The 18,883-nt window shown below is 65.9% G+C and carries 18 protein-coding genes; 10 read left to right on the forward strand and 8 right to left on the reverse strand.

What is annotated here, in order from left to right; all coding sequences use genetic code 11:
• A complete protein-coding gene (locus tag ACP7AX_RS02320) occupies nt 1-384 on the reverse strand; it encodes a cold-shock protein (protein ID WP_108597270.1) in 384 nt (127 codons plus the stop codon).
• A gap of 249 nt (nt 385-633) precedes the next feature.
• Between ACP7AX_RS02320 and ACP7AX_RS02325 the strand changes: the two genes are divergently transcribed.
• The 7 genes from ACP7AX_RS02325 (at nt 634) to ACP7AX_RS02355 (ending at nt 8,366) form a co-directional block, all read left to right on the forward strand.
• Nucleotides 634-867, forward strand: a complete 234-nt coding sequence (locus ACP7AX_RS02325; protein WP_131682384.1) for a hypothetical protein — start codon at nt 634-636, stop codon at nt 865-867.
• A 10-nt stretch (nt 868-877) separates the two neighbouring features.
• On the forward strand, nt 878-3,382 hold the full coding sequence (locus ACP7AX_RS02330; RefSeq protein WP_426225252.1) for a helicase-associated domain-containing protein: 2,505 nt from the start codon (nt 878-880) through the stop codon (nt 3,380-3,382).
• Nucleotides 3,383-3,395: 13 nt separating this feature from the next.
• Entirely contained in the window at nt 3,396-5,042 is a 1,647-nt protein-coding gene (locus ACP7AX_RS02335) for a DNA repair helicase XPB (protein ID WP_131682386.1), read from the forward strand.
• 92 nt (nt 5,043-5,134) lie between these two features.
• Entirely contained in the window at nt 5,135-5,635 is a 501-nt protein-coding gene (locus ACP7AX_RS02340; RefSeq protein WP_426225253.1) for a DUF427 domain-containing protein, read from the forward strand.
• Between the two features lie 76 nt (nt 5,636-5,711).
• Nucleotides 5,712-6,422 (forward strand): response regulator, encoded by a 711-nt coding sequence (locus ACP7AX_RS02345; RefSeq protein WP_131682388.1) that lies wholly within the window; start codon nt 5,712-5,714, stop codon nt 6,420-6,422.
• A gap of 2 nt (nt 6,423-6,424) precedes the next feature.
• Entirely contained in the window at nt 6,425-7,969 is a 1,545-nt protein-coding gene (locus tag ACP7AX_RS02350; protein ID WP_426225254.1) for a sensor histidine kinase, read from the forward strand.
• Between the two features lie 109 nt (nt 7,970-8,078).
• Nucleotides 8,079-8,366, forward strand: coding sequence for a WXG100 family type VII secretion target (locus ACP7AX_RS02355; RefSeq protein ID WP_131682389.1), 288 nt, complete (start codon nt 8,079-8,081; stop codon nt 8,364-8,366).
• A gap of 39 nt (nt 8,367-8,405) precedes the next feature.
• On the opposite strand, the gene ACP7AX_RS02360 is transcribed toward ACP7AX_RS02355, so the two are convergent.
• Complete coding sequence (locus tag ACP7AX_RS02360; RefSeq protein WP_426225255.1) at nt 8,406-9,419, reverse strand: RNase H family protein; 1,014 nt, start codon at nt 9,417-9,419, stop codon at nt 8,406-8,408.
• Nucleotides 9,420-9,649: 230 nt separating this feature from the next.
• Between ACP7AX_RS02360 and ACP7AX_RS02365 the strand changes: the two genes are divergently transcribed.
• A complete protein-coding gene (locus tag ACP7AX_RS02365) occupies nt 9,650-10,972 on the forward strand; it encodes an ABC transporter substrate-binding protein (protein ID WP_426225256.1) in 1,323 nt (440 codons plus the stop codon).
• Between the two features lie 105 nt (nt 10,973-11,077).
• Here ACP7AX_RS02365 and groL read toward each other — a convergent pair whose 3' ends face one another.
• From groL to ACP7AX_RS02390, 5 genes are all read right to left on the reverse strand, one after another.
• On the reverse strand, nt 11,078-12,706 hold the full coding sequence (groL, locus tag ACP7AX_RS02370) for a chaperonin GroEL (protein ID WP_108600340.1): 1,629 nt from the start codon (nt 12,704-12,706) through the stop codon (nt 11,078-11,080).
• Nucleotides 12,707-12,998: 292 nt separating this feature from the next.
• The gene (locus tag ACP7AX_RS02375) at nt 12,999-14,282 is read right to left on the reverse strand and encodes an ABC transporter substrate-binding protein (protein WP_426225257.1); all 1,284 of its coding nucleotides are present in this window, start codon (nt 14,280-14,282) and stop codon (nt 12,999-13,001) included.
• A gap of 11 nt (nt 14,283-14,293) precedes the next feature.
• Nucleotides 14,294-14,500: a cold-shock protein gene (locus ACP7AX_RS02380; protein ID WP_108600346.1), complete on the reverse strand. Its 207-nt coding sequence runs from the start codon at nt 14,498-14,500 to the stop codon at nt 14,294-14,296.
• A 57-nt stretch (nt 14,501-14,557) separates the two neighbouring features.
• Nucleotides 14,558-15,190, reverse strand: a complete 633-nt coding sequence (locus tag ACP7AX_RS02385) for a LytR C-terminal domain-containing protein (protein ID WP_131682393.1) — start codon at nt 15,188-15,190, stop codon at nt 14,558-14,560.
• Between the two features lie 51 nt (nt 15,191-15,241).
• The gene (locus ACP7AX_RS02390; RefSeq protein WP_131682394.1) at nt 15,242-15,571 is read right to left on the reverse strand and encodes a DUF3263 domain-containing protein; all 330 of its coding nucleotides are present in this window, start codon (nt 15,569-15,571) and stop codon (nt 15,242-15,244) included.
• Nucleotides 15,572-15,700: 129 nt separating this feature from the next.
• Here ACP7AX_RS02390 and ACP7AX_RS02395 point away from each other — a divergent pair, with 129 nt between their 5' ends.
• Nucleotides 15,701-16,471: a uracil-DNA glycosylase gene (locus ACP7AX_RS02395; RefSeq protein WP_426225258.1), complete on the forward strand. Its 771-nt coding sequence runs from the start codon at nt 15,701-15,703 to the stop codon at nt 16,469-16,471.
• A 14-nt stretch (nt 16,472-16,485) separates the two neighbouring features.
• Entirely contained in the window at nt 16,486-17,325 is an 840-nt protein-coding gene (locus ACP7AX_RS02400) for a siderophore-interacting protein (RefSeq protein ID WP_426225259.1), read from the forward strand.
• Between the two features lie 42 nt (nt 17,326-17,367).
• Here ACP7AX_RS02400 and ACP7AX_RS02405 read toward each other — a convergent pair whose 3' ends face one another.
• Entirely contained in the window at nt 17,368-18,855 is a 1,488-nt protein-coding gene (locus tag ACP7AX_RS02405) for a threonine/serine exporter family protein (RefSeq protein WP_131682397.1), read from the reverse strand.
• Nucleotides 18,856-18,883: the final 28 nt, after the last annotated feature.

Consider the following 18,883-nt stretch of genomic DNA (forward strand, 5'->3'; position numbering starts at 1 on the left):
CTAAACGTCCAGCTCGTCGGCAACCTTGCGCAGGGCCGCCGCGATGGCCTTGCCCTTGTTGCCTTCCGGGTATTTGCCCGCGGACAGCGTGCCGGACAGGTTGTCCAGGACACTCACCAGGTCCTGGACGAGGGGGGCCAGATCCTTCGCACTGGGACGCTTGGCCTTGGCGATGGAGGGCGTCTTGTCCAGGACGCGCAGGCCCAGGGCCTGGGCACCCTTCCGGCCGTCGGCAACGCCGAACTCAACCCGGGTGCCGGCCTTCAGCTCGGTAACGCCTTCAGGCAGCGATGATTTGGGCAGGAAGACTTCCTGGCCGTCCTCGCCCGCGAGGAATCCGAACCCTTTTTCCTTGTCATACCACTTGACCTTGCCGGTAGGCACGTAATCAACCTTCTTCGTTCTGCATCTGCTGACACGGCGGGCAGTCACCGCATCCGCATTGATATGCGGGTTCAAGGTGTGACTGCCACGGACCGTGTTGGTCTGTTCCTTCAAGGTTATCCTGCCGGGCCCGGAAACCTGCTGTTATGGCCCGGTCATGCCGGGCAGGTCACCGGAGGCGTCCGGCCGCCACTTTGCCGAGGTAGCGCGGGCCGCCCCCGGGGTTGCACGCCTGTTAGCGTTACGTGCATGACTCCCTCGCGTATCCGGCGGCCCCTGTTGATCTGTGCAGCGGTTGTTGCCATGGTTTCCCTCGTGGCGGTGGGAGCGGTGATGGCGCTGGCCTTTGCAGGTTCAGCGGCACCGGTGTGGGTCACGTCCACTGCCCTGTACGGCTTGCCGGTGGCCTTCCTGCTGATGCTTTTCCTGGTGCTGGACAGCGTGGCCGGCAGACGCCGGGCAGGAAAGTCCGGCGGGCGGTAACGTTGGACTGATGTCCCTTATTCGCGCGCTCAGCAAGGAACTCCAGGCACGCAGCGACGAATCGTTGCGGGCCCTCTTCGCGGCGCGCCCGGACCTTATCTCCCCCACGGTGCCCGACTTCCCCGCGCTGGCCGCCCGCGCCAGCGCCCGGGTGAGCGTCCAGCGCGCGTTGGAACGCCTGAACCGGCCCCAGATGCAGGTCCTGGAGACACTGCATCTGTGCACGAACACAGACACCGAACACAGCGCCAGCGCCGCTACCGTCCGGAAACTCATCGCCGGGGCAACTCTCGTTTCAGTCGAACGGATCCTGGCGGCCCTGCAGGAACTTGCCCTTGTGCACCGCGCTGAGCCTCCCCATGGAACGGTCCCCGGCCCTCGGCAGCGTTTTTATCTGCCCGTGGGATGCCTCAAGGACGTCGTGGGCATTTATCCGGCCGGGCTGGGACGCAGCTACACCGAACTCGTGCGGCTTCAGCCCGCGTTTGCACAGCGCGCAGTCCAACTCGTGGGGGAACTCCGCCGCAGCGGAGTCGCCATCCAGGAGGCCACCACGCCGATGGAGGCCGCGCTGGCACTGCAGCACTGGACGTCTTCGCCCGAAGCCCTTGAAGAGGCTTTGGCCGGGGCCCCGGAACGCACGACGGCGCTGCTCGCCAAATTCAGTAACTGGGCCATGGGTGCCGTCCCCCAGGCGCAACGGAAAGCATCCGTCACGAACCAGGGCCACGACGTCGGGCCCGTTGACTGGCTCCTGGCACGCGGACTTCTGGTCCCGCTGGACGCCGCACACGTGGAACTGCCGCACAGCGTGGGCCTGTCCCTGCGTGGCGGTGCCGTCATCACTGATTTCTCGCTCTCGCCGCCGGTCCCGGAACTGGGCACCACCACCGCGGCTCTCCGCCGCAACGCGGCCCTCGGCGCCATCGCGGAAACCCTGCGGCTGGTAGGTGAACTCCTCCATGCGGTCAAAGAACAACCGCTGGCGACGCTGCGCAGCGGCGGGGTCGGAGTCCGCGAGATGAAGCGCATTGCCGAGGTGCTCCGCATTGACCAGCACCTCGCAGGCCTGCTGTTGGAGCTCAGCGCCTTGTCCGGCCTGCTGCGCCTGGATGTGGATTCCTCCGCCTGGGTGCAGCCCCCGCAGCTGGAATGGCAGACACTCCCCCGGCAGGAACAATGGCTGTGGCTGGTCAACGCCTGGCTCGCGAGTGAGCGGGTGCCCTCGCTGGTGGGTCAGCCGGTGAACGGGCCCGGTGTGGCCGCCGCCCACCGGACCCTGGCGGGAAACACCGTCAATGCCCTCTCAGCCGAGGCTCAGCGGCCGGACGCCCCGGTGGTCCGGAAACGGATCCTGGAAATCCTCAACGAACTGACAGCCGAGGCAGCTGCCGGGGACGGCACAGCCCCGGCCCTGGACGCCGCAGCCGTGCTGCAGCGGGCCGAATGGGCGCAGCCACGGATGGCCCGCCGGTTCAGCTCCATGATCAAGGGGGTCCTGGCCGAGGCGGAACTGCTTGGCCTTATCGGCTCCGGTGCACTGAGCCAGCTCGGCAGCGCCATCGCGGCGGACCAGCCGGACGGCGCCCTCGCCATCCTGGGTGAGCACCTTCCCGCGGCCCTGAACCACGTCCTGCTCCAGGCCGATCTGACGGCGGTGGCACCGGGTTACCTGGCGCCGGAACTGAGCGAAAAGCTCCTGATCATGGCGGACGCTGAAGGGCAGGGACCCGCCACCATCTACCGGTTCTCGCCTGCCTCCGTCAGGCGGGCACTGGACGCCGGCCATGACGCGGCGTCCCTGCTGGACTTCCTGCGTGAACACTCAGCCACAGCCGTGCCACAGCCGCTCGCCTACCTGGTGGAGGACACGGCATCGCGGCACGGCCGGCTCCGGGTAGGCGCTGCCGCCAGTTTCATCCAGAGCGACGACGAAGCAACCGTTCTGGAGCTGGCGGCCGAATCAAAGGCAGCCGGCCTGGCGTTGTCGCGGATCGCACCCACCGTCCTGATTTCCTCCGTCCCGCCCCGGGAGACTGCCCAGATCCTGCGCGGGTTGGGGCTCTCGCCGTCGGTGGAGGAATCGGAACCTTCCCTGATCCGGCTGCGCCGGACCAACGGGACCGTCCCCGGCAGTGCCCGCCCCGTCTACACCGCGCCGCGGAACGCTCCCGCCGAGGCCGACGTCGACGCCCAGCTTGCTGTCCTGCGGCAGGTTGGAGCCGGCACCGGTGGAAGCCGCAACGGGACGGGGCCGGTATCGGGTTCGGGGCAGGGCTCAGGCGAAGCGGCAACCCAGCTGGGACTCGAGACCCTGCAGAAGGCCATCCGGCTCAAGCAGCTCATTAGCATGAACGTGGTGGACAGTGCGGGGAATGCCAACCTTGAAACCGTTGTTCCGCTCTCTGTAAGCGGCGGACGGGTCAGGGTCTTCGATCCCGCCAAGGATACTGAGCGGGTACTGTCGATCCACCGCATCATCGATATTGAAGGCGCAGAAGACCTGCGCCAGTGAAGGAATCCCGCGCGTGAATGACGGACCGTTGATCGTCCAAAGCGACAAAACCATCCTCCTCGAGGTGGACCATGAACTCGCAACGGAGGCGCGGCACGCAATTGCCCCCTTCGCCGAGCTGGAACGCGCACCGGAGCACATGCACAGCTACCGGCTGACTCCCCTCGGCCTGTGGAACGCCCGCGCCGCCGGCCTGGACGCCGAAAGGGTCCTGGACACACTGCTGAAGTACTCCCGGTTCCCGGTGCCGCATTCGCTGCTGATCGACGTCGAGGAGACCATGTCCCGGTACGGGCGGCTACGGCTGGAGCAGGACCCCCAGCACGGCCTGGTGATGCGCACGGACGATTACCCGGTGCTGGAGGAAGTCATCCGCGCCAAAAAGATCCAGCCGCTGCTGGGCCCCCGGATCAATGGCGAAACAGTGGTGGTCCACTCCTCCCAGCGCGGCCAGCTCAAGCAGCAGCTCCTGAAGATCGGCTGGCCCGCCGAGGACCTGGCCGGCTACGTCGACGGCACCCCGCACCTGATCGCGTTGCAGGAGGAGGGCTGGAAACTGCGCCCCTACCAGCAGCTTGCGGCCGACAACTTCCGGGCAGGCGGCAGCGGCGTGGTGGTGCTCCCCTGTGGCGCGGGAAAAACCATCGTAGGTGCCGCGGCCATGGCCACCAGCTCCACCACCACCCTGATCCTGGTCACCAACACCGTGGCCGCCCGGCAGTGGAAGGATGAGCTGCTCAAGCGCACCTCCCTGACCGAGGATGAAATCGGCGAGTACTCCGGCTCGCTCAAGGAGGTGCGGCCGGTAACCATCGCCACCTACCAGGTCCTGACTACCAGGCGCGGCGGCCTGTACACGCATCTGGAACTCGTGGACGGGCACGACTGGGGCCTGATCATCTACGACGAAGTCCATCTTCTGCCGGCACCGATCTTCCGCATGACCGCCGATCTCCAGGCCCGGCGTCGGCTGGGGCTCACCGCAACCCTCGTGCGCGAGGACGGCCGCGAAGGCGAAGTATTCAGCCTTATCGGGCCCAAACGCTACGATGCGCCCTGGAAGGACATTGAGTCCCAGGGCTACATCGCCCCGGCGGACTGCGTTGAGGTCCGGATCGACCTGCCACGGGACGAACGCGTTGCCTATGCCATGGCCGAGGACGCGGACAAGTACCGGCTCTGCTCCACGTCGGAGTCCAAGACCCTGATCGTTGAGCAGTTGGTGGCCAGGCACCAGGGCGAACAGCTGCTGGTGATCGGGCAGTACATCGACCAGCTGGACGAGATCGGCGAGCGCCTGCAGGTTCCCGTGATCAAAGGGGACACCTCCGTGAAGGAACGCCAGCGGCTGTTCGATGCGTTCCGCGCCGGGGAAGTGCAGACCCTGGTGGTTTCCAAGGTGGCAAACTTCTCCATCGACCTGCCCGAGGCCGCAGTGGCCATCCAGGTGTCCGGCTCCTTCGGGTCCCGCCAGGAAGAGGCCCAGCGCCTGGGCAGGCTGCTGCGGCCCAAGAAGGACGGCAGGGCAGCCCGCTTCTACTCCCTGGTTGCCCGGGACACCCTGGACCAGGAATTCGCGGCCAAGAGGCAGCGTTTCCTGGCTGAGCAGGGGTATGCCTACCGGATTATGGACGCCAAGGACGTGGGCCAGCCCGGCTAGCGGCCCGGGTCCCGGCTCACGTGGTTCCTTCCAGAGCCGCGCTCCCCGGCCTCGTGCGTGCGGAAAACCCGGCAGTCCCTCACACTGGAGGAATGCGCCAGAACGTCCCGCCAGTCCCTCCCCTCCCCGGCCAGGAATCGGTGTGGGAGTACCCCCGGCCGCCCCGCGTTGAGGCCAGCATGGAAAGGATCCGGATCTTCCTGGGCGGTGAACTGATCGTGGACACCAAAGACTCGCTCCGCGTCCTTGAGACGAGCCATCCACCGGTCTACTACCTGCTCCGTTCGGCCTTCAGCCCTGGCGTGCTGGAACCGGCTGCGGGAAACAGCTTCTGCGAGTTCAAAGGCACGGCGAGCTACCTCAGCATCCGGGCGGGCGGAACGGTAGCCGGGGAAGCGGCCTGGTTCTATCCGAGGCCGACGGCAGGGTTTGAGATGCTGGCTGACAGAGTGGCCGTGTACCCGGGCAGGGTGGACTTCTGCGAGGTGGACGGCGAAAAGGTGAGGCCTCAGGCAGGGGGCTTCTATGGCGGCTGGATCACTGACCGGGTGGTGGGACCGTTCAAGGGCGAGGCGGGCACGCTGGGCTGGTGAGGGACCCAACCACCCTCTCGCCGAAAGCACAGTGAACGTCCAGAAAACTCACAGATTCTGGGAGCATGATGGGAACATGAAGAAGACCGGGCCCGAAGCCAAGCTGCTAGTTGTTGATGACGAACCGAACATCCGCGAGCTGTTGTCAACGTCCCTGCGCTTCGCCGGCTTCGAGGTGGTATCTGCCTCCAACGGCCGTGATGCGCTGGCCGCTGCCGAGCTCCACGCGCCCGATCTGGCGGTGCTGGACGTGATGCTGCCGGACATGGACGGTTTCACCGTGACCCGGAAGCTCCGCGCTTCCGGCAAGCACTTCCCTGTCCTGTTCCTGACGGCCAAGGACGACACCGAGGACAAGGTCACCGGCCTCACGGTGGGCGGGGACGACTACGTCACCAAGCCTTTCAGCCTGGATGAGGTGGTGGCCCGGATCCGCGCGGTCCTGCGCCGTACCCAGCCCCTGCTCGACGACGACGCCGTCATCCGCGTGGATGACCTCGAGCTCGACGACGACGCCCACGAAGTGCGCCGCGCCGGCACCGTGATCGAGCTGTCCCCCACCGAATTCAAGCTGCTCCGGTACCTCATGCTGAACCCCAACCGGGTGCTGTCCAAATCCCAGATCCTGGACCACGTGTGGGAGTACAACTTCAACGGCGACGCCTCGATTGTGGAGTCCTACATCTCATACCTCCGGCGCAAGGTGGACATTGATCCGGACGCTCCTGCCCTGATCCAGACCAAACGCGGCGTGGGCTACGTGCTCCGGACGGCAGAGAAGCGCTGACCTTGCTGCAGCGGTGGAAATCGGCCTCCCTGAGGTCCCAGCTGGTGGCCATGATCATGGCCCTGCTGATTGTTGCGCTGACGGTAACCGGCGCGGGCACACTGACCCTGCTGCACAGCTACCTTCAAGGGCAGGTGGACGACAAACTCCACGCCGCCGTCGAAGTCGCGGAAAACCAGCGCTCCTTTACGCCGCTGACGGCACCGAACCCGATGGTCCTCACTGACTACTCCCTGATACTTTTCACGCCCGGTGAGGATCCCCAGCCGTTCGGCGGCGATCCGGAGTACCACCCGGACATCAGCACCATCTCCGTCGAAGAAGCGCAGGAACGTGACGAGCGCCCGTACCAGGTCAGGGGCACGGACGGCCAGAACTGGCGGGTGGTGGCCGTGAGGGTACTGAGCAACAACGGTCCCGCCGTCGTGGTGATCGGATTGCCGCTGCAAAGTGTGGACGATGTCCTCCAGCACGCCATCCTGGTGGTCTGCGGGGTTGGCCTCATCACACTTCTGCTGGCCTCGCTGATCGCCAGCTGGACGGTGTCCCGGGCTTTCCAGCCGCTCGCAAGAGTGGAGAAGACCGCCGCTGCCATCGCTGCCGGTGACCTCTCCCGGCGGGTGGACGTTGATAATCCCGGCACGGAGCTGGGCCGGCTCGGCAGCTCGCTCAATGCCATGCTGGCACACATCGAGACAGCCTTTGCCGCCCGGACCGCGTCCGAGGGCAGGATGCGCCGGTTCGCCGCAGACGCCTCACACGAACTCCGGACCCCGCTGGTGACCATCAGGGGATTCTCCGAGCTGTACCGCCACGGCGCGCTGACCACCGACGAGGACGTTGCCACGGCAATGGGCCGGATCGAGAGCGAAGCCAAACGGATGGGGTCCATGGTGGAGGACCTGCTGCTGCTCGCGCGTTTGGACGAACAGCGCCCGCTCCAGCAGAAGCCGGTTGACCTGCAGCTGATTGCCCATGACGCCCTGGTGGACACCCAGGCCAGCGACCGCACGCGTCCCATTGCCCTGATAGGGCTCGACGGCGGCCCCGCGGCCCCGGCGCCCGTGCTGGGCGACGAAGCCAAACTGCGCCAGGTAGTGGGAAACCTGGTGGGGAATGCCCTGCGCTACACGCCGGATGGGAGCCCGATCGAGCTTGCGGTGGGCGTCCGGACGTCCGACGGCGGGCGGCCGCTGTCCGTCGTGGAGGTCCGGGACCACGGCCCCGGCATTTCAGATGCGGACGCTGTAAAGGTCTTCGAACGCTTTTACCGGGCGGACACGTCACGGACCCGGGAAACCGGTGGCAGCGGCTTGGGTCTCGCGATCGTGGCGGCAATCGTCGGCTCGCACGGCGGGTCCGTCCGCGTGGAACAGACCGATGGCGGCGGCGCCACCCTGGTGGTCAGCCTGCCCAGCCGGGACGAGGCCACGGCGGATGACGCCCATGGCTATGGAAGCGACCGCGGCGCCAGCGATGGCGGCCCGGACGATCGACGCGACGGCGGCACCGGCGGGACCAGCGACGGCAGGGTTATCCACATATAGCGGCCGGGGCGTGGCAGGCCTGTGGCGCCCCTCCGTAGGCTCGTTGAAGTGGTCCGGAGCAGCCGGGCCGGGCAGCGGATGCTGTCCACTACTTCGAGAGGCACCTGCCATGAGCATCATTTCCGTCGATACCGAACTGCTCGAGCTCAAGTCAGCCAACGTCAGGGCAACTGTGGACCGGATCAGCGCCGATGTGCACACCATGAAGCGCGGGCTGGACGAGCTCCAGGCCACCTGGCGCGGCTCCGCGGCCAACAACTTCCAGGCCCTCGTCACCGAGTGGACCCTGACCCAGGGCAAGGTGGAAGCCTCGCTGGCGTCCATCAACATGGCCCTTGCTTCGGCGGCCTCCAGCTATGCCCAGGCCGAGCAGGGCAACACCCAGCGCTTCAGCTGAGGGCAGTGGTGCAAACGGATTGAGGTCCACGCCACGGCGTTAGGCCTCCGGCGTCTCCTGATGGAAGCGGAGCCGCCACCTGTTGCCGTCGAGGACCCATAGTGAACTGCGGAGAGTCGTGCCCGAGCGCGAGTAGCTTCGGTACGTCAGCAGGACCGCGCTGGTGCCGATCCGGTCTGCGCCCAGGATTTCCAGCTCCGCCTGGTGTCCGGGGTCTTCCTCCAAAGCCATCATCATGGCATCGCGGGTCCATACCCTGCCGGCGGCCCCGATCTCCATGAAGTCGGGGTGGAGGAGGACTCCGGTTCGGCCGATGTCGCCGCTGACGTCCGGGCCTGACAGCTCGCGCTCGAGCGCCTCAACGATCTCCTCGGGGCGGGGCCCTGCGCCGTTGGCTTCCGGCGCGCCAAAGGAATCGCTTTCAAGCTCGCTGAAGAGGTCCGGTTCGTCGTAGCTCTCGGGACGGAAAGAACCTGACCGGCCATTCGCGGCCGCCGCAACATTGGGCGCCGCAACTTTGGCCGCCGGAACGTGGGCTGCCGGGGCTGTGGCCGGGGTTGCCGTGGCCTGTGTTGCTGCGGCCGGGGCACCTGCAAAGCCTGGACCTGAACGGGCCGCCACCCCTTGCTGGTACGCGGTGGCAGCAGCACGTGCCCGCTCATCCGCTGCTTCGTTGAGGTGATGGCCGGCGTGGCCCTTGACCCACTCAAAGGTGTATTTCCGGCCGGCAAGCTCCCGGTCCAGTTCTTTCAGGAGCTCAACGTTAAGGACGGGTTTGCCGTCAGCTTTCCGCCACCCCTTGCGCTTCCACCCGGGCATCCATTTGGTGATGGAGTTGATCACGTACTGGCTGTCGCACAGGACACGCAGGTCCTCACCCGGAACGTGGGCGGTGGCACGGAAGAGATCCAGGACGGCCATCAGTTCGCCCTGGTTGTTGGTGCCGTGCGGCCAGCCGCCTGCCCGCCAGCAGTCATCATTCACGTACCAGGCCCAGCCAGCAGGTCCCGGATTTCCTAAAGCCGAACCATCGGCCGCCGCAGTAATCGTCACTGAACCATCCTGCCAGACGGCCCGCCCTAACACCGCGTCGGAGGAAGCAGGGCTCAGTACAGGGTGGCCGCAGGAAACCGCTTACCGAAACTCTTGACGCGGAATAGATACGTCCTGCAGAATCGAACCAGTGATGAGAAACCGCTTTCTCGTCAGCAGGCTTCCAGGGCGATGACGCCTCAGCGGAACAGCTGGAGCGTGGCTCCACAAGGACGAGGAAAGGCAGATCAATGACGATTAAGACAGATCAGCGGAAATTCAGCCGGCGACGGTTCCAGCTCAGCGCAGTCGCAGTAGCTGTATCGCTGCTCGCCACGGGGTGCGGAGCGTCCACCGGATCCGACAGCAATGAAGAAGTCACTTTGCGGTTCGCCTGGTGGGGAAACGAGTACCTCAACGCGCAGACCGAGAAGGTCATCTCCGCTTTCGAGGCCGAGCACCCGAACATCAAAATCGAGTCCGAGCCCGGCGAATGGGCCAGTTACTGGGACAAGCTTGCGACCAAAACCGCAGCCAACGACGCCCCCGACGTCATCCAGATGGACCAGAAATACATTGCCGAGTATGGCGGACGCGGAGCGTTGCTGGATCTTTCCAAGCAGAGCGGGATCGACACCACCAAGCTGGACAAGGAATCCCTCGCTTCGGGCCAGTACGACGGCGCACAGTACGGTCTGAGCACCGGGAAGAACGCCTACGTCATCATGGCAAACACCAAGGTTTTTGAAGCGGCCAATGTCCCGGTGCCGGACGACACCACCTGGACCTGGGACGACTTCATGGCAACGGCCAGCAAGCTCAGCGCAGCCGGAGATGGCAAGAATTACGGTGCCGCCTACGGCAGCAACGAGGCCGATCTCATCATCTGGCTGCGGCAGCATGGCGAGAACCTGTACTCACAGGACGGCACCCTGGGCTTCGAGACCGCAACAGCTGCCTCGTTCTGGGAGCGCCTGAAGGAACAGCGCGATTCCAAGGCCAGCCCGCCGGCCACCGTCGCTACCGAGGATTCGGGAGCCGGCCTGGAGGAAAGCCTGTTCGGTACCAACCGCGTCGGCATGGCGTGGTGGTGGACCAACCAGCTTGGTTCGCTGGAGACCACCACCGGCAGCGGCATCAAGATGCTCCGCGCTCCCAGCGTTGACGGTAAATCCTCGGACAACGGAATGTACTATAAGCCCACCATGTTCTGGTCCGCTTCCTCCCGGTCCAAGCACCCTGAGGCCGCCGCCACGTTCATCAACTACCTGGCCAACAGCCCGGCGGCTGGCACCATCCTGATGACGGACCGTGGGGTGCCCAGCAACCCGGAAATCGTTGAGAAGATCACCCCTGACCTCAAGCCGGCGGACACCACCGTGGTGGCGTTCCTCAAGGACATCGCCCCGGACATCGCCGACGCGCCGCCGGTTCCGCCGGTAGGGGCAGGAAGCGTCCAGAACGTGATCAAGCGCTTCACCGACGAGGTGCTCTATGACCGCCTCACACCCCAGGCTGCAGCGGAGGCCTTCAAGAAGGAAGTCGAGGGGATGCTCGCCACTGCCCGCAAGTAGGGCAGACCGGCTTCGCGAACACACGATCTTCCAGGACACAAAAACGCGGCCCCCTCAGTGAGGGGGCCGCGTTTTCTGTGCGGAAAAGATTCCGGCAAATGGGGGCTAGAAGCCGCCCATGCCGCCCATCTCGTCGCCGCCACCCATGGCCGGAGCGTTCTTCTCCGGCTTGTCGGCCACTACGGCCTCGGTGGTGAGGAAGAGACCGGCAATGGACGCCGCGTTCTGCAGGGCAGAGCGGGTTACCTTGACGGGATCGTTGATGCCGGCAGCCAGCAGGTCGACGTACTCGCCGGTTGCTGCGTTCAGGCCGTGGCCTGCAGGCAGGCCGCGGACCTTGTCCACCACAACGCCGGGCTCGAGGCCGGCGTTGAAGGCGATCTGCTTCAGCGGAGCGTCGATGGCAACGCGGACGATGTTCGCGCCGGTTGCTTCGTCACCCGTGAGGTTCAGGTTGGCGAACGCCTTGGCGCCGGCCTGGATCAGTGCAACGCCGCCACCGGCGACGATGCCCTCTTCAACAGCAGCCTTTGCGTTGCGGACAGCGTCCTCAATGCGGTGCTTGCGTTCCTTGAGCTCAACCTCGGTTGCGGCACCGGCCTTGATGACTGCAACGCCGCCGGCCAGCTTGGCCAGGCGCTCCTGCAGCTTCTCGCGGTCGTAGTCCGAATCGGAGTTTTCGATCTCGGCACGGATCTGGGACACGCGGCCAGCGATCTGGTCGGCGTCGCCGGCACCTTCAACGATGGTGGTCTCGTCCTTGGTGACAACAACCTTGCGGGCGCGGCCCAGGAGTTCGAGTCCGGCGGTCTCCAGCTTGAGTCCGACTTCCTCAGCGATGACCTGGCCACCGGTGAGTACAGCGATGTCGGCCAGCTGAGCCTTGCGGCGGTCTCCGAAGCCCGGAGCCTTGACGGCAACGGACTTGAAGGTGCCACGGATCTTGTTGACGATCAGGGTGGCCAGGGCCTCGCCCTCGATGTCCTCGGCAATGATCAGCAGCGGCTTGGAGGACTGCATGACCTTTTCCAGGACAGCAACCAGTTCCTTGACGTTGGAGATCTTGGAGTTGACGATCAGGATGTACGGATCCTCAAGGACCGTTTCCTGGCGCTCAGCGTCGGTGACGAAGTAAGCGGAGATGTAACCCTTGTCGAAGCGCATGCCCTCGGTGAGCTCAAGCTCCAGGCCGAAGGTGTTGGACTCCTCGACGGTGATGACGCCTTCCTTGCCCACCTTGTCCAGGGCTTCGGCAATCAGCGCACCGATTTCGTCGTCACCGGCGGAGATGGAAGCCGTAGCCGCGATCTCTTCCTTGGTTTCGATTTCCTTGGCGGAGGCCAGCAGTTCAACCGTGACGGCTTCTACAGCCTTCTCGATGCCGCGCTTGAGGGACAGCGGGTCAGCGCCGGCCGCAACGTTGCGCAGGCCTTCCTTAACGAGGGCCTGTGCCAGCACGGTGGCCGTGGTGGTGCCGTCGCCGGCGACGTCGTCCGTCTTCTTGGCAACTTCCTTGACCAGCTCGGCGCCGATCTTTTCGTAAGGGTCGTCCAGCTCGATCTCCTTGGCGATGGAAACACCATCGTTGGTGATCGTGGGGGCGCCCCACTTCTTTTCGAGGACGACGTTGCGTCCACGCGGGCCGAGGGTGACCTTGACGGCGTCGGCGAGGATGTTCAGGCCCCGCTCAAGACCGCGGCGTGCCTCTTCATCAAATGCAATGATCTTGGCCATAACGGCAGTAGTCCTTTCGGGACAGTCGTTAAGAATGAACCTCACTGCAGTGCCCGCGACGGACGATCCTTGACCGGCGGCCTCTGTATGCCGCGGCTGGGGATCTCACTCCAGCTTGGTATTTCTTTCGCTCCACGGACCTTCGCAAAGCGTCGTTTCCGGGATAAAACGGACGATGCTTTAGCAGTCGGTACGTAAGAGTGCTAAGTCAATAATTAGCACTCCATAGGTGAGAGTGCAAGCGAACAGTCGGGTTATTCACTCTGCAGGCGGGCGGTTTCGCCACGGGCGATCAGCCAGCGGCCCGGCCGGCGGCCTCACGGCCGCTGAGTGAGGCCTTGTTGTCGGCGCCGTAGGTGAACACCATGAAGTTGGCGGTGGTGATGTCGCCGTTGGCGTCGAAGGCAACCGGCCCCGATTCGCCGTCGTAATTGATGCCTGCACCGGTCTTCAGAACGCCCTGGCAGTCTGTGAAGGAAAGGCACGGTTTGCCGGACGGGGCGGCGCTCTGGCCGCCTGCAACTCCCCCGGATACGGCGATCAGATTGGCCGCGATGGAGCGGCCGGCATCGTCCTGGGCGGCGGCTGCCGCCAGGACCGCCAGGTTCACGGCGTCGTAGGTCTCTGCTGCGAAGGACAGGTCCTTCAGCGCCGGATTGACTGCGATCAGCCGCGCCTGGAAATCGGCCGAGGGGAGGACACCGGGCACCACTGCGCGGGCACCATCGAGGGCTTTTGAACCCAGGCCGGACCCATACTGGGCGAAGGCGCCGTCGCTGAGGACGATTTTTTTCCCGGAAAGCCCTGCGTTGTTGAGCTCGGCGATGGCGCCCTGGGCGTCGTCCCTGGCGATCAGCACCACGGAGTCGGGTTTGGCTGCCTGGGCGTCCGCTGCCGCCTTCCGGGCGTCGCCGGGTTTGAATCCTGCGGTGGCCACTGTGTCCAGGCCGGCGTCCTTGGCCGCGCCGGCCACGGCTGCCGCGACGTCCTTGCCGTAGGCGCTGTCCTGATGGACCACGGCCAGGCTCTTGGCGCCGCCGTCCTTGGCGAGCTTCACCAGCACGGAAGCCTGGGCAACGTCCGCAGCCGCCGTCCGGAAGTAGTAGCCGCCGCTCTTGTAGCCGGAGAGGCCCGCAGCTGTGTTTGCCGGCGAAATCAGCGTTACCCGCGCCCGGGCCAGTGCGTCGATGGCGGCTGCAGCGTGGCTGGAATCAGTGGGTCCGATCACCACGTCAGCCTTGGCGCCCACCAGTTCCTCCGCCTGGGCCGCCGGGTCAGTGCCTGACGGTCTGGGGAGGAGTTCCACCGGGCGGCCTTTGTGACCGCCCACTGCGTTGATTTCCTTAACGGCTAGGGTCGCCGCGGCGAGTTGGGAATCGTTGAGGAACTCCTGCTCGCCCGCACTGTCAAGGATGAGCCCGATACGCAGCGTGCCATCGCCTGAGGCGTCAGCGGACTCCAGCCGGGCGTTACCCGCCGCGCCGGAGCAGCCGGCGAGCGTCAGCACAGCAGCGCTTCCGGCGACGGCACGAAACGCCGCTGCACGAAACGCGGCAACACCGAGGACTGGCGGCAATTTGGCCGGCTTCACTCTGCGGGCCGGACGCTTTCCGCCTGGGGGCCTTTCTCGCCCTCGCCGATTTCGAGCTCCACCCGCTGCCCCTCATCGAGCGCCCGGTATCCCTCGCCCTCGATGGCGGACCAGTGCACAAAAACGTCGTCGCCGGAGCCGTCCACGGTGATAAAGCCATAGCCCTTTTCGGCGTTAAACCACTTAACCGTTCCCAATGCCATGATGCTGTCCGCTCTATTCGTCGTGCCGCCGGTGGCCTGAAATCACTCTAGCGAGGTCTACCGGTAGTCGGGTCCGAGGACTACTACCAGCGGCACCTGGAAGTCGGGGCTTTGGACAACTGTGGGGATGCTGAGCAAGGTGGAGACTGCTTCCGCGTTGGCCTTCTGCGCGGCACCTGAGTAGTAGATGGCGGAGGTCTGCTGGGGCGCTCCACCCCAGTTGCCCACCTGCCCGAGGGTCCAGCCGTCGGCTTGGACCAGTGAGCTGATCCGTCCGGCGAGCCCTGCCGTTCCGGCGGCGTTGTAGATCGCTACGCCCTGGGTTTTGTCCAGGAGGGCGGCCGACGGCGTGGCGCTGGGTGCAGCGCTCGGCTCGGCCTGGGCGTTTGCGGCCTCCGAGGTTGCCGAGGGCTGCGCGCTGGGGGCTGATCCGGTGGTGGCCAGCGGTGCTGCGCTTGACTCCGGGGCTGCTGTGGTTTCGACGCTGGTGGACGCCTGGCTCCCGGCCTGGGAGAAGCCGAGTTTGGGGAGGATCAGAAAGGCAACCAGGCCGATGGCCAACGCCACTACACCGACTGCGAGGACGGGCCACAGCTTGCGCCGGGCGGGCGCCGAGGCCGTGCGGTGGACACCCTGGCGCGAAGCGGTCTCCGGGACCTTGTCGAATTCATCCCGAGCGTATTTGGTCATGGTGGTGAGACATCCTTGTTGATTGCTGCTGATGGCTCAGCACAGACGTGGTCAGGCGTCGGAACCCAGGCGGCGTGCTGTGCGTGCCCGCTGACGCGACGTACGTAGTCTACGCAATCTCTTGACCAGCATGGGGTCGTGGGCCAGGGCGGCCTCGGTGTCGATCAGGGCGTTCAACAGCTGGTAGTAGTGCGTCGCGGACAGATCGAACAGCTCCCTGATGGCCTGTTCCTTGGCGCCGGCGTACTTCCACCACTGGCGTTCCAGGGCAAGCATCTGCTGGTCACGCCCGCTCAACGGAGAATCGCGCGGCGTAAAATCTGCCAGCAGCGGGTTCTGCTCCGCCGGCTCCGGCACGTGCTCCCGAGCTGGTTCCGCCACTGCACACTCCTTCGCTGGATAAGTTGGAAATTCCACCCCATGTTACGGCGCGAATAACACCAATGTCATTTGCGCCGCAGCGGCAGCGCCCCAGTGCCTGCGAGAACCGGTGCCTGCGAGAATGGGAGCGTGTTTGATTCTGACGCTTTGTTCGAACTGGAGACGGACCCGGCGGACGCCCTGGACTTCGCGGAGATGGCCGGGCTGCCGCTGCGGGAGCTGATGGCCGAGGACTGGGCGGCTGCCCTGGCCGGCGTTGAGCCTCAGCTGCGCAGCGTTCTCGCCTTCCTGGCAGCCGAAGTTGCCGCCGGGCACCGGGTGCTCCCGTCGCCGTCGAACGTTTTGCGTGCGTTCCGGCAGCCGCTGGCCGGCGTGAAGGTCCTGGTGGTCGGACAGGATCCCTACCCGACGCCGGGCCACGCCGTCGGGCTGTCCTTCGCTGTTGATGCGCGGACCCGCCCCATTCCGCGGAGCCTGGCGAACATCTACCGCGAGCTGGAGGCTGATCTCGGCATCCCCGCCCGCATCCATGGCGATCTGTCGGCCTGGGCTGACCAGGGGGTACTGCTGCTGAACCGGGTCATGAGCGTCCGCGCGGGCAGCGCCGGATCCCACCGGGGCAAGGGCTGGGAGGCCATCACGACGGCGGCAGTCACCGCGGTTGCCACCCGGCAAGATCCCGACGGCGGTCGGCTCCCGCTCGTCGCGGTGCTGTGGGGGAAGGATGCGGAGGGCGTCAGGCCGCTCCTGTCAGGTGCCGCGGTGGTCTCCAGCGCCCACCCCAGCCCCCTGTCAGCGTCACGCGGTTTTTTCGGCTCGCGGCCGTTCAGCCGGATCAACGAACTCCTGCGGGAACAGGGATGCCCGGGCGTAACTTGGGAGCTCCCCCCGGCGCCTTAGCTTAGGGTTGCCTTATGAGCACAGTCCCCGCAGCCACGAGCGCCTCCAGGAAATCCCGCCCGCAGATCGACCTCACAGTGATCCGGCGCGAACAGCTCTCCCCGCATATGGTCCGGATCATCGCCGGCGGCGACGGCTTCGCCGATTTCGTCAACAACAGCTTCGTGGACCGCTACATCAAAATCGTTTTCCCGCAGCCGGGGGTTGCCTACGCCCAGCCGCTGAACCTGTGGACCATCCGCGAAACCATGCCCCGGGCGCAATGGCCCTTCACCCGCACGTACACAGTCCGCTGGGTGAACGTCGAGGCCAACGAGCTTGCAATTGACTTTGTGATCCACGGCGACGAGGGGCTTGCCGGGCCGTGGGCGGCTGCCGCCCAGCCCGGGGACGGGTTCACCTTCACCGGTCCGGGCGGCGCCTATAACCCGTCGCCCGACGCCGACTGGTACCTTTTCGCGGGCGACGAGGCCGCGTTGCCGGCCATCGCCGCCTCAATCGAGACACTGCCAGCTGAGGCGCGCGGGCTTGCATTCCTGGAGGTGGACAGTGAGGCCGATATCCAGCCGATCGCAGCTCCGCCGGGCATCCAGGTCAGCTGGCTCTTCCGCAACGGCGTACCGGCCGGCGACAGCGGCCTCCTGGTTTCGGCGGTCGCGGAGGCGCAATGGCTGGACGGACGGGTGGATGTTTTTGCGCACGGCGAGCGCGGCTACATGAAGGCCCTGCGGGACGTGCTGTTTGTCCAGCGCGGCCTGGAACGGAGCCAGGTGTCGCTGTCCGGCTACTGGGCCAAGGGCCGCGTAGAGGACGATTTCCAGGCCGAGAAGAAGCTCCCGGTCGGAAAAATCTGACAGCGAACTCTGATTGCGGACACTGACGGCCGGCCCGAACGGTCAGCGGCGGCGGGCGCGGCGCCGCTCGTTGCTGGCCAGGCTGCGGGTCAGCGGCCTGGCGAGGGTATCGCCGAGCACGATCCCGCCCGCTGTGCCCAGGACAATCGCGCCGGCGTTGAGCATCCCCCCGGCGCCCAGCAGGATCTCGGACTCCTCGATGGTCAGCACGTACATGGAGCGGAAGATGGTCAGCCCGGGCAGCAGAATGAGGGCGGCGGGGACTGCCACCACCAGCTGCGGTGCGCCCATTTTCAGGGCCACCACCCTGGCGAGCAGCCCAATGACGACGGCGGCGAGCGCCGGGGAGAACCGGTCGCCCACGCCGAGCTGCGCGGCGCCCAACAACACGAAGTAGCCGGCCACCCCAACGGCAGCGGTGGGAAGCAGCAGCTCCCAGGACGTCTGCTCGGTGATGCCGATGGCTATCACTGCGATGGCGGTCAGGATCACCAGGACCCAGAGGTCATAGGCCGGCGGGAACGTCTGGGTGACGCTGATGGGCTGCATTCCGGACATGGCCCCCACCACGAAGGCCACAGCGATTCCGGCCACGATCGCTCCGAAGGTGAGCAGCGTGGACAGGAACCTGCCGGCCGCGGTCACCGGGAAGCCGTTGATGGCATCCTGGACTGACGAGACAAGCCGCCCGGTAGGCAGGAGCAGCAGGATGCCGCCCACCACCACAATGGCCGGCGATGTGGTCAGGTCAAAACGCCACAGCAGCAGCGCGCTGAGCGTGACAGCGAACGCACACGCCGCCGTCGTAAAGAAGTCAGGAACCCGCCACCGGCCCAGCTGGCGGGCCAGGAGGCTCACTCCGATGTTGGCCACGAAGGCAATGGCGGAGGACACGGGACCGCCGCCGAGCACCCCAACAAAGGCAGCCGCGAAAACACCGAAAGCCACCGTGACCATCCAGCGCGGGAACGGTTTGGGGCTGGATATTGCCTCGTCCAGCCGGCGGATGGCCTCATCCCGGCCTACTCCCCCGGCCACGATGTCCGTCACGAGCCTGTGCACCTTGGCCAGGCCGGCATAGTTGTTGGTCCAGGACCGCACCACACGGAGCAGGGCGATGGGCGGCTGGTCCTTGGGCGCATAGTTAATGGCCACCGACTGGTTGGTGATGTCCACTTCGATGTTCTTCAAGCCCAGCGCCGCGGTGACAGCGATGATGCTGGTTTCCACTTCAAGGGCACCCGCCCCGTAACGGAACATGGTCTCGGCCAGATGCAGGGCAAAATCGAGGGTCTTCCGCGCGGAGGTGTCCACGCCTCCCACCTGGATCATCGGGTTGGCGTAGGGGCTCCCGGCGAGCCTGTCCACAATGCTCATCGGCGCCGTCGGCGGGTGCTCCCCCTGGACCAGGCGGCGCAGCATCCGCTTGGCGGCCGCGTCCTGGCCGATCTGGGAGGGCGTCAGCCGCTCGGTTTTCGGCAGGCCGTCGGTGGCGGGCCTGCCCCGCGGATCGTTGCGTCGGTTGGTCATACTGGTCCTCCTCCCTGAGGGTCTGGCT

It is taken from the genome of Pseudarthrobacter sp. DSP2-3-2b1 (assembly GCF_049895945.1).
GTDB lineage: Bacteria > Actinomycetota > Actinomycetes > Actinomycetales > Micrococcaceae > Arthrobacter.

Excerpts from the sequence above, each read along its gene's own strand:
- ACP7AX_RS02365 (WP_426225256.1), top strand. The coding sequence starts at position 9,650 with ATGACGATTAAGACAGATCAGCGGAAATTCAGCCGGCGACGGTTCCAG.
- ACP7AX_RS02385 (WP_131682393.1), bottom strand. The coding sequence starts at position 15,190 with ATGACCAAATACGCTCGGGATGAATTCGACAAGGTCCCGGAGACCGCT.
- groL (WP_108600340.1), bottom strand. The coding sequence starts at position 12,706 with ATGGCCAAGATCATTGCATTTGATGAAGAGGCACGCCGCGGTCTTGAG.
- ACP7AX_RS02405 (WP_131682397.1), bottom strand. The coding sequence starts at position 18,855 with ATGACCAACCGACGCAACGATCCGCGGGGCAGGCCCGCCACCGACGGC.
- ACP7AX_RS02355 (WP_131682389.1), top strand. The coding sequence starts at position 8,079 with ATGAGCATCATTTCCGTCGATACCGAACTGCTCGAGCTCAAGTCAGCC.
- ACP7AX_RS02345 (WP_131682388.1), top strand. The coding sequence starts at position 5,712 with ATGAAGAAGACCGGGCCCGAAGCCAAGCTGCTAGTTGTTGATGACGAA.
- ACP7AX_RS02340 (WP_426225253.1), top strand. The coding sequence starts at position 5,135 with ATGCGCCAGAACGTCCCGCCAGTCCCTCCCCTCCCCGGCCAGGAATCG.
- ACP7AX_RS02380 (WP_108600346.1), bottom strand. The coding sequence starts at position 14,500 with ATGGCATTGGGAACGGTTAAGTGGTTTAACGCCGAAAAGGGCTATGGC.
- ACP7AX_RS02400 (WP_426225259.1), top strand. The coding sequence starts at position 16,486 with ATGAGCACAGTCCCCGCAGCCACGAGCGCCTCCAGGAAATCCCGCCCG.
- ACP7AX_RS02325 (WP_131682384.1), top strand. The coding sequence starts at position 634 with ATGACTCCCTCGCGTATCCGGCGGCCCCTGTTGATCTGTGCAGCGGTT.
- ACP7AX_RS02330 (WP_426225252.1), top strand. The coding sequence starts at position 878 with ATGTCCCTTATTCGCGCGCTCAGCAAGGAACTCCAGGCACGCAGCGAC.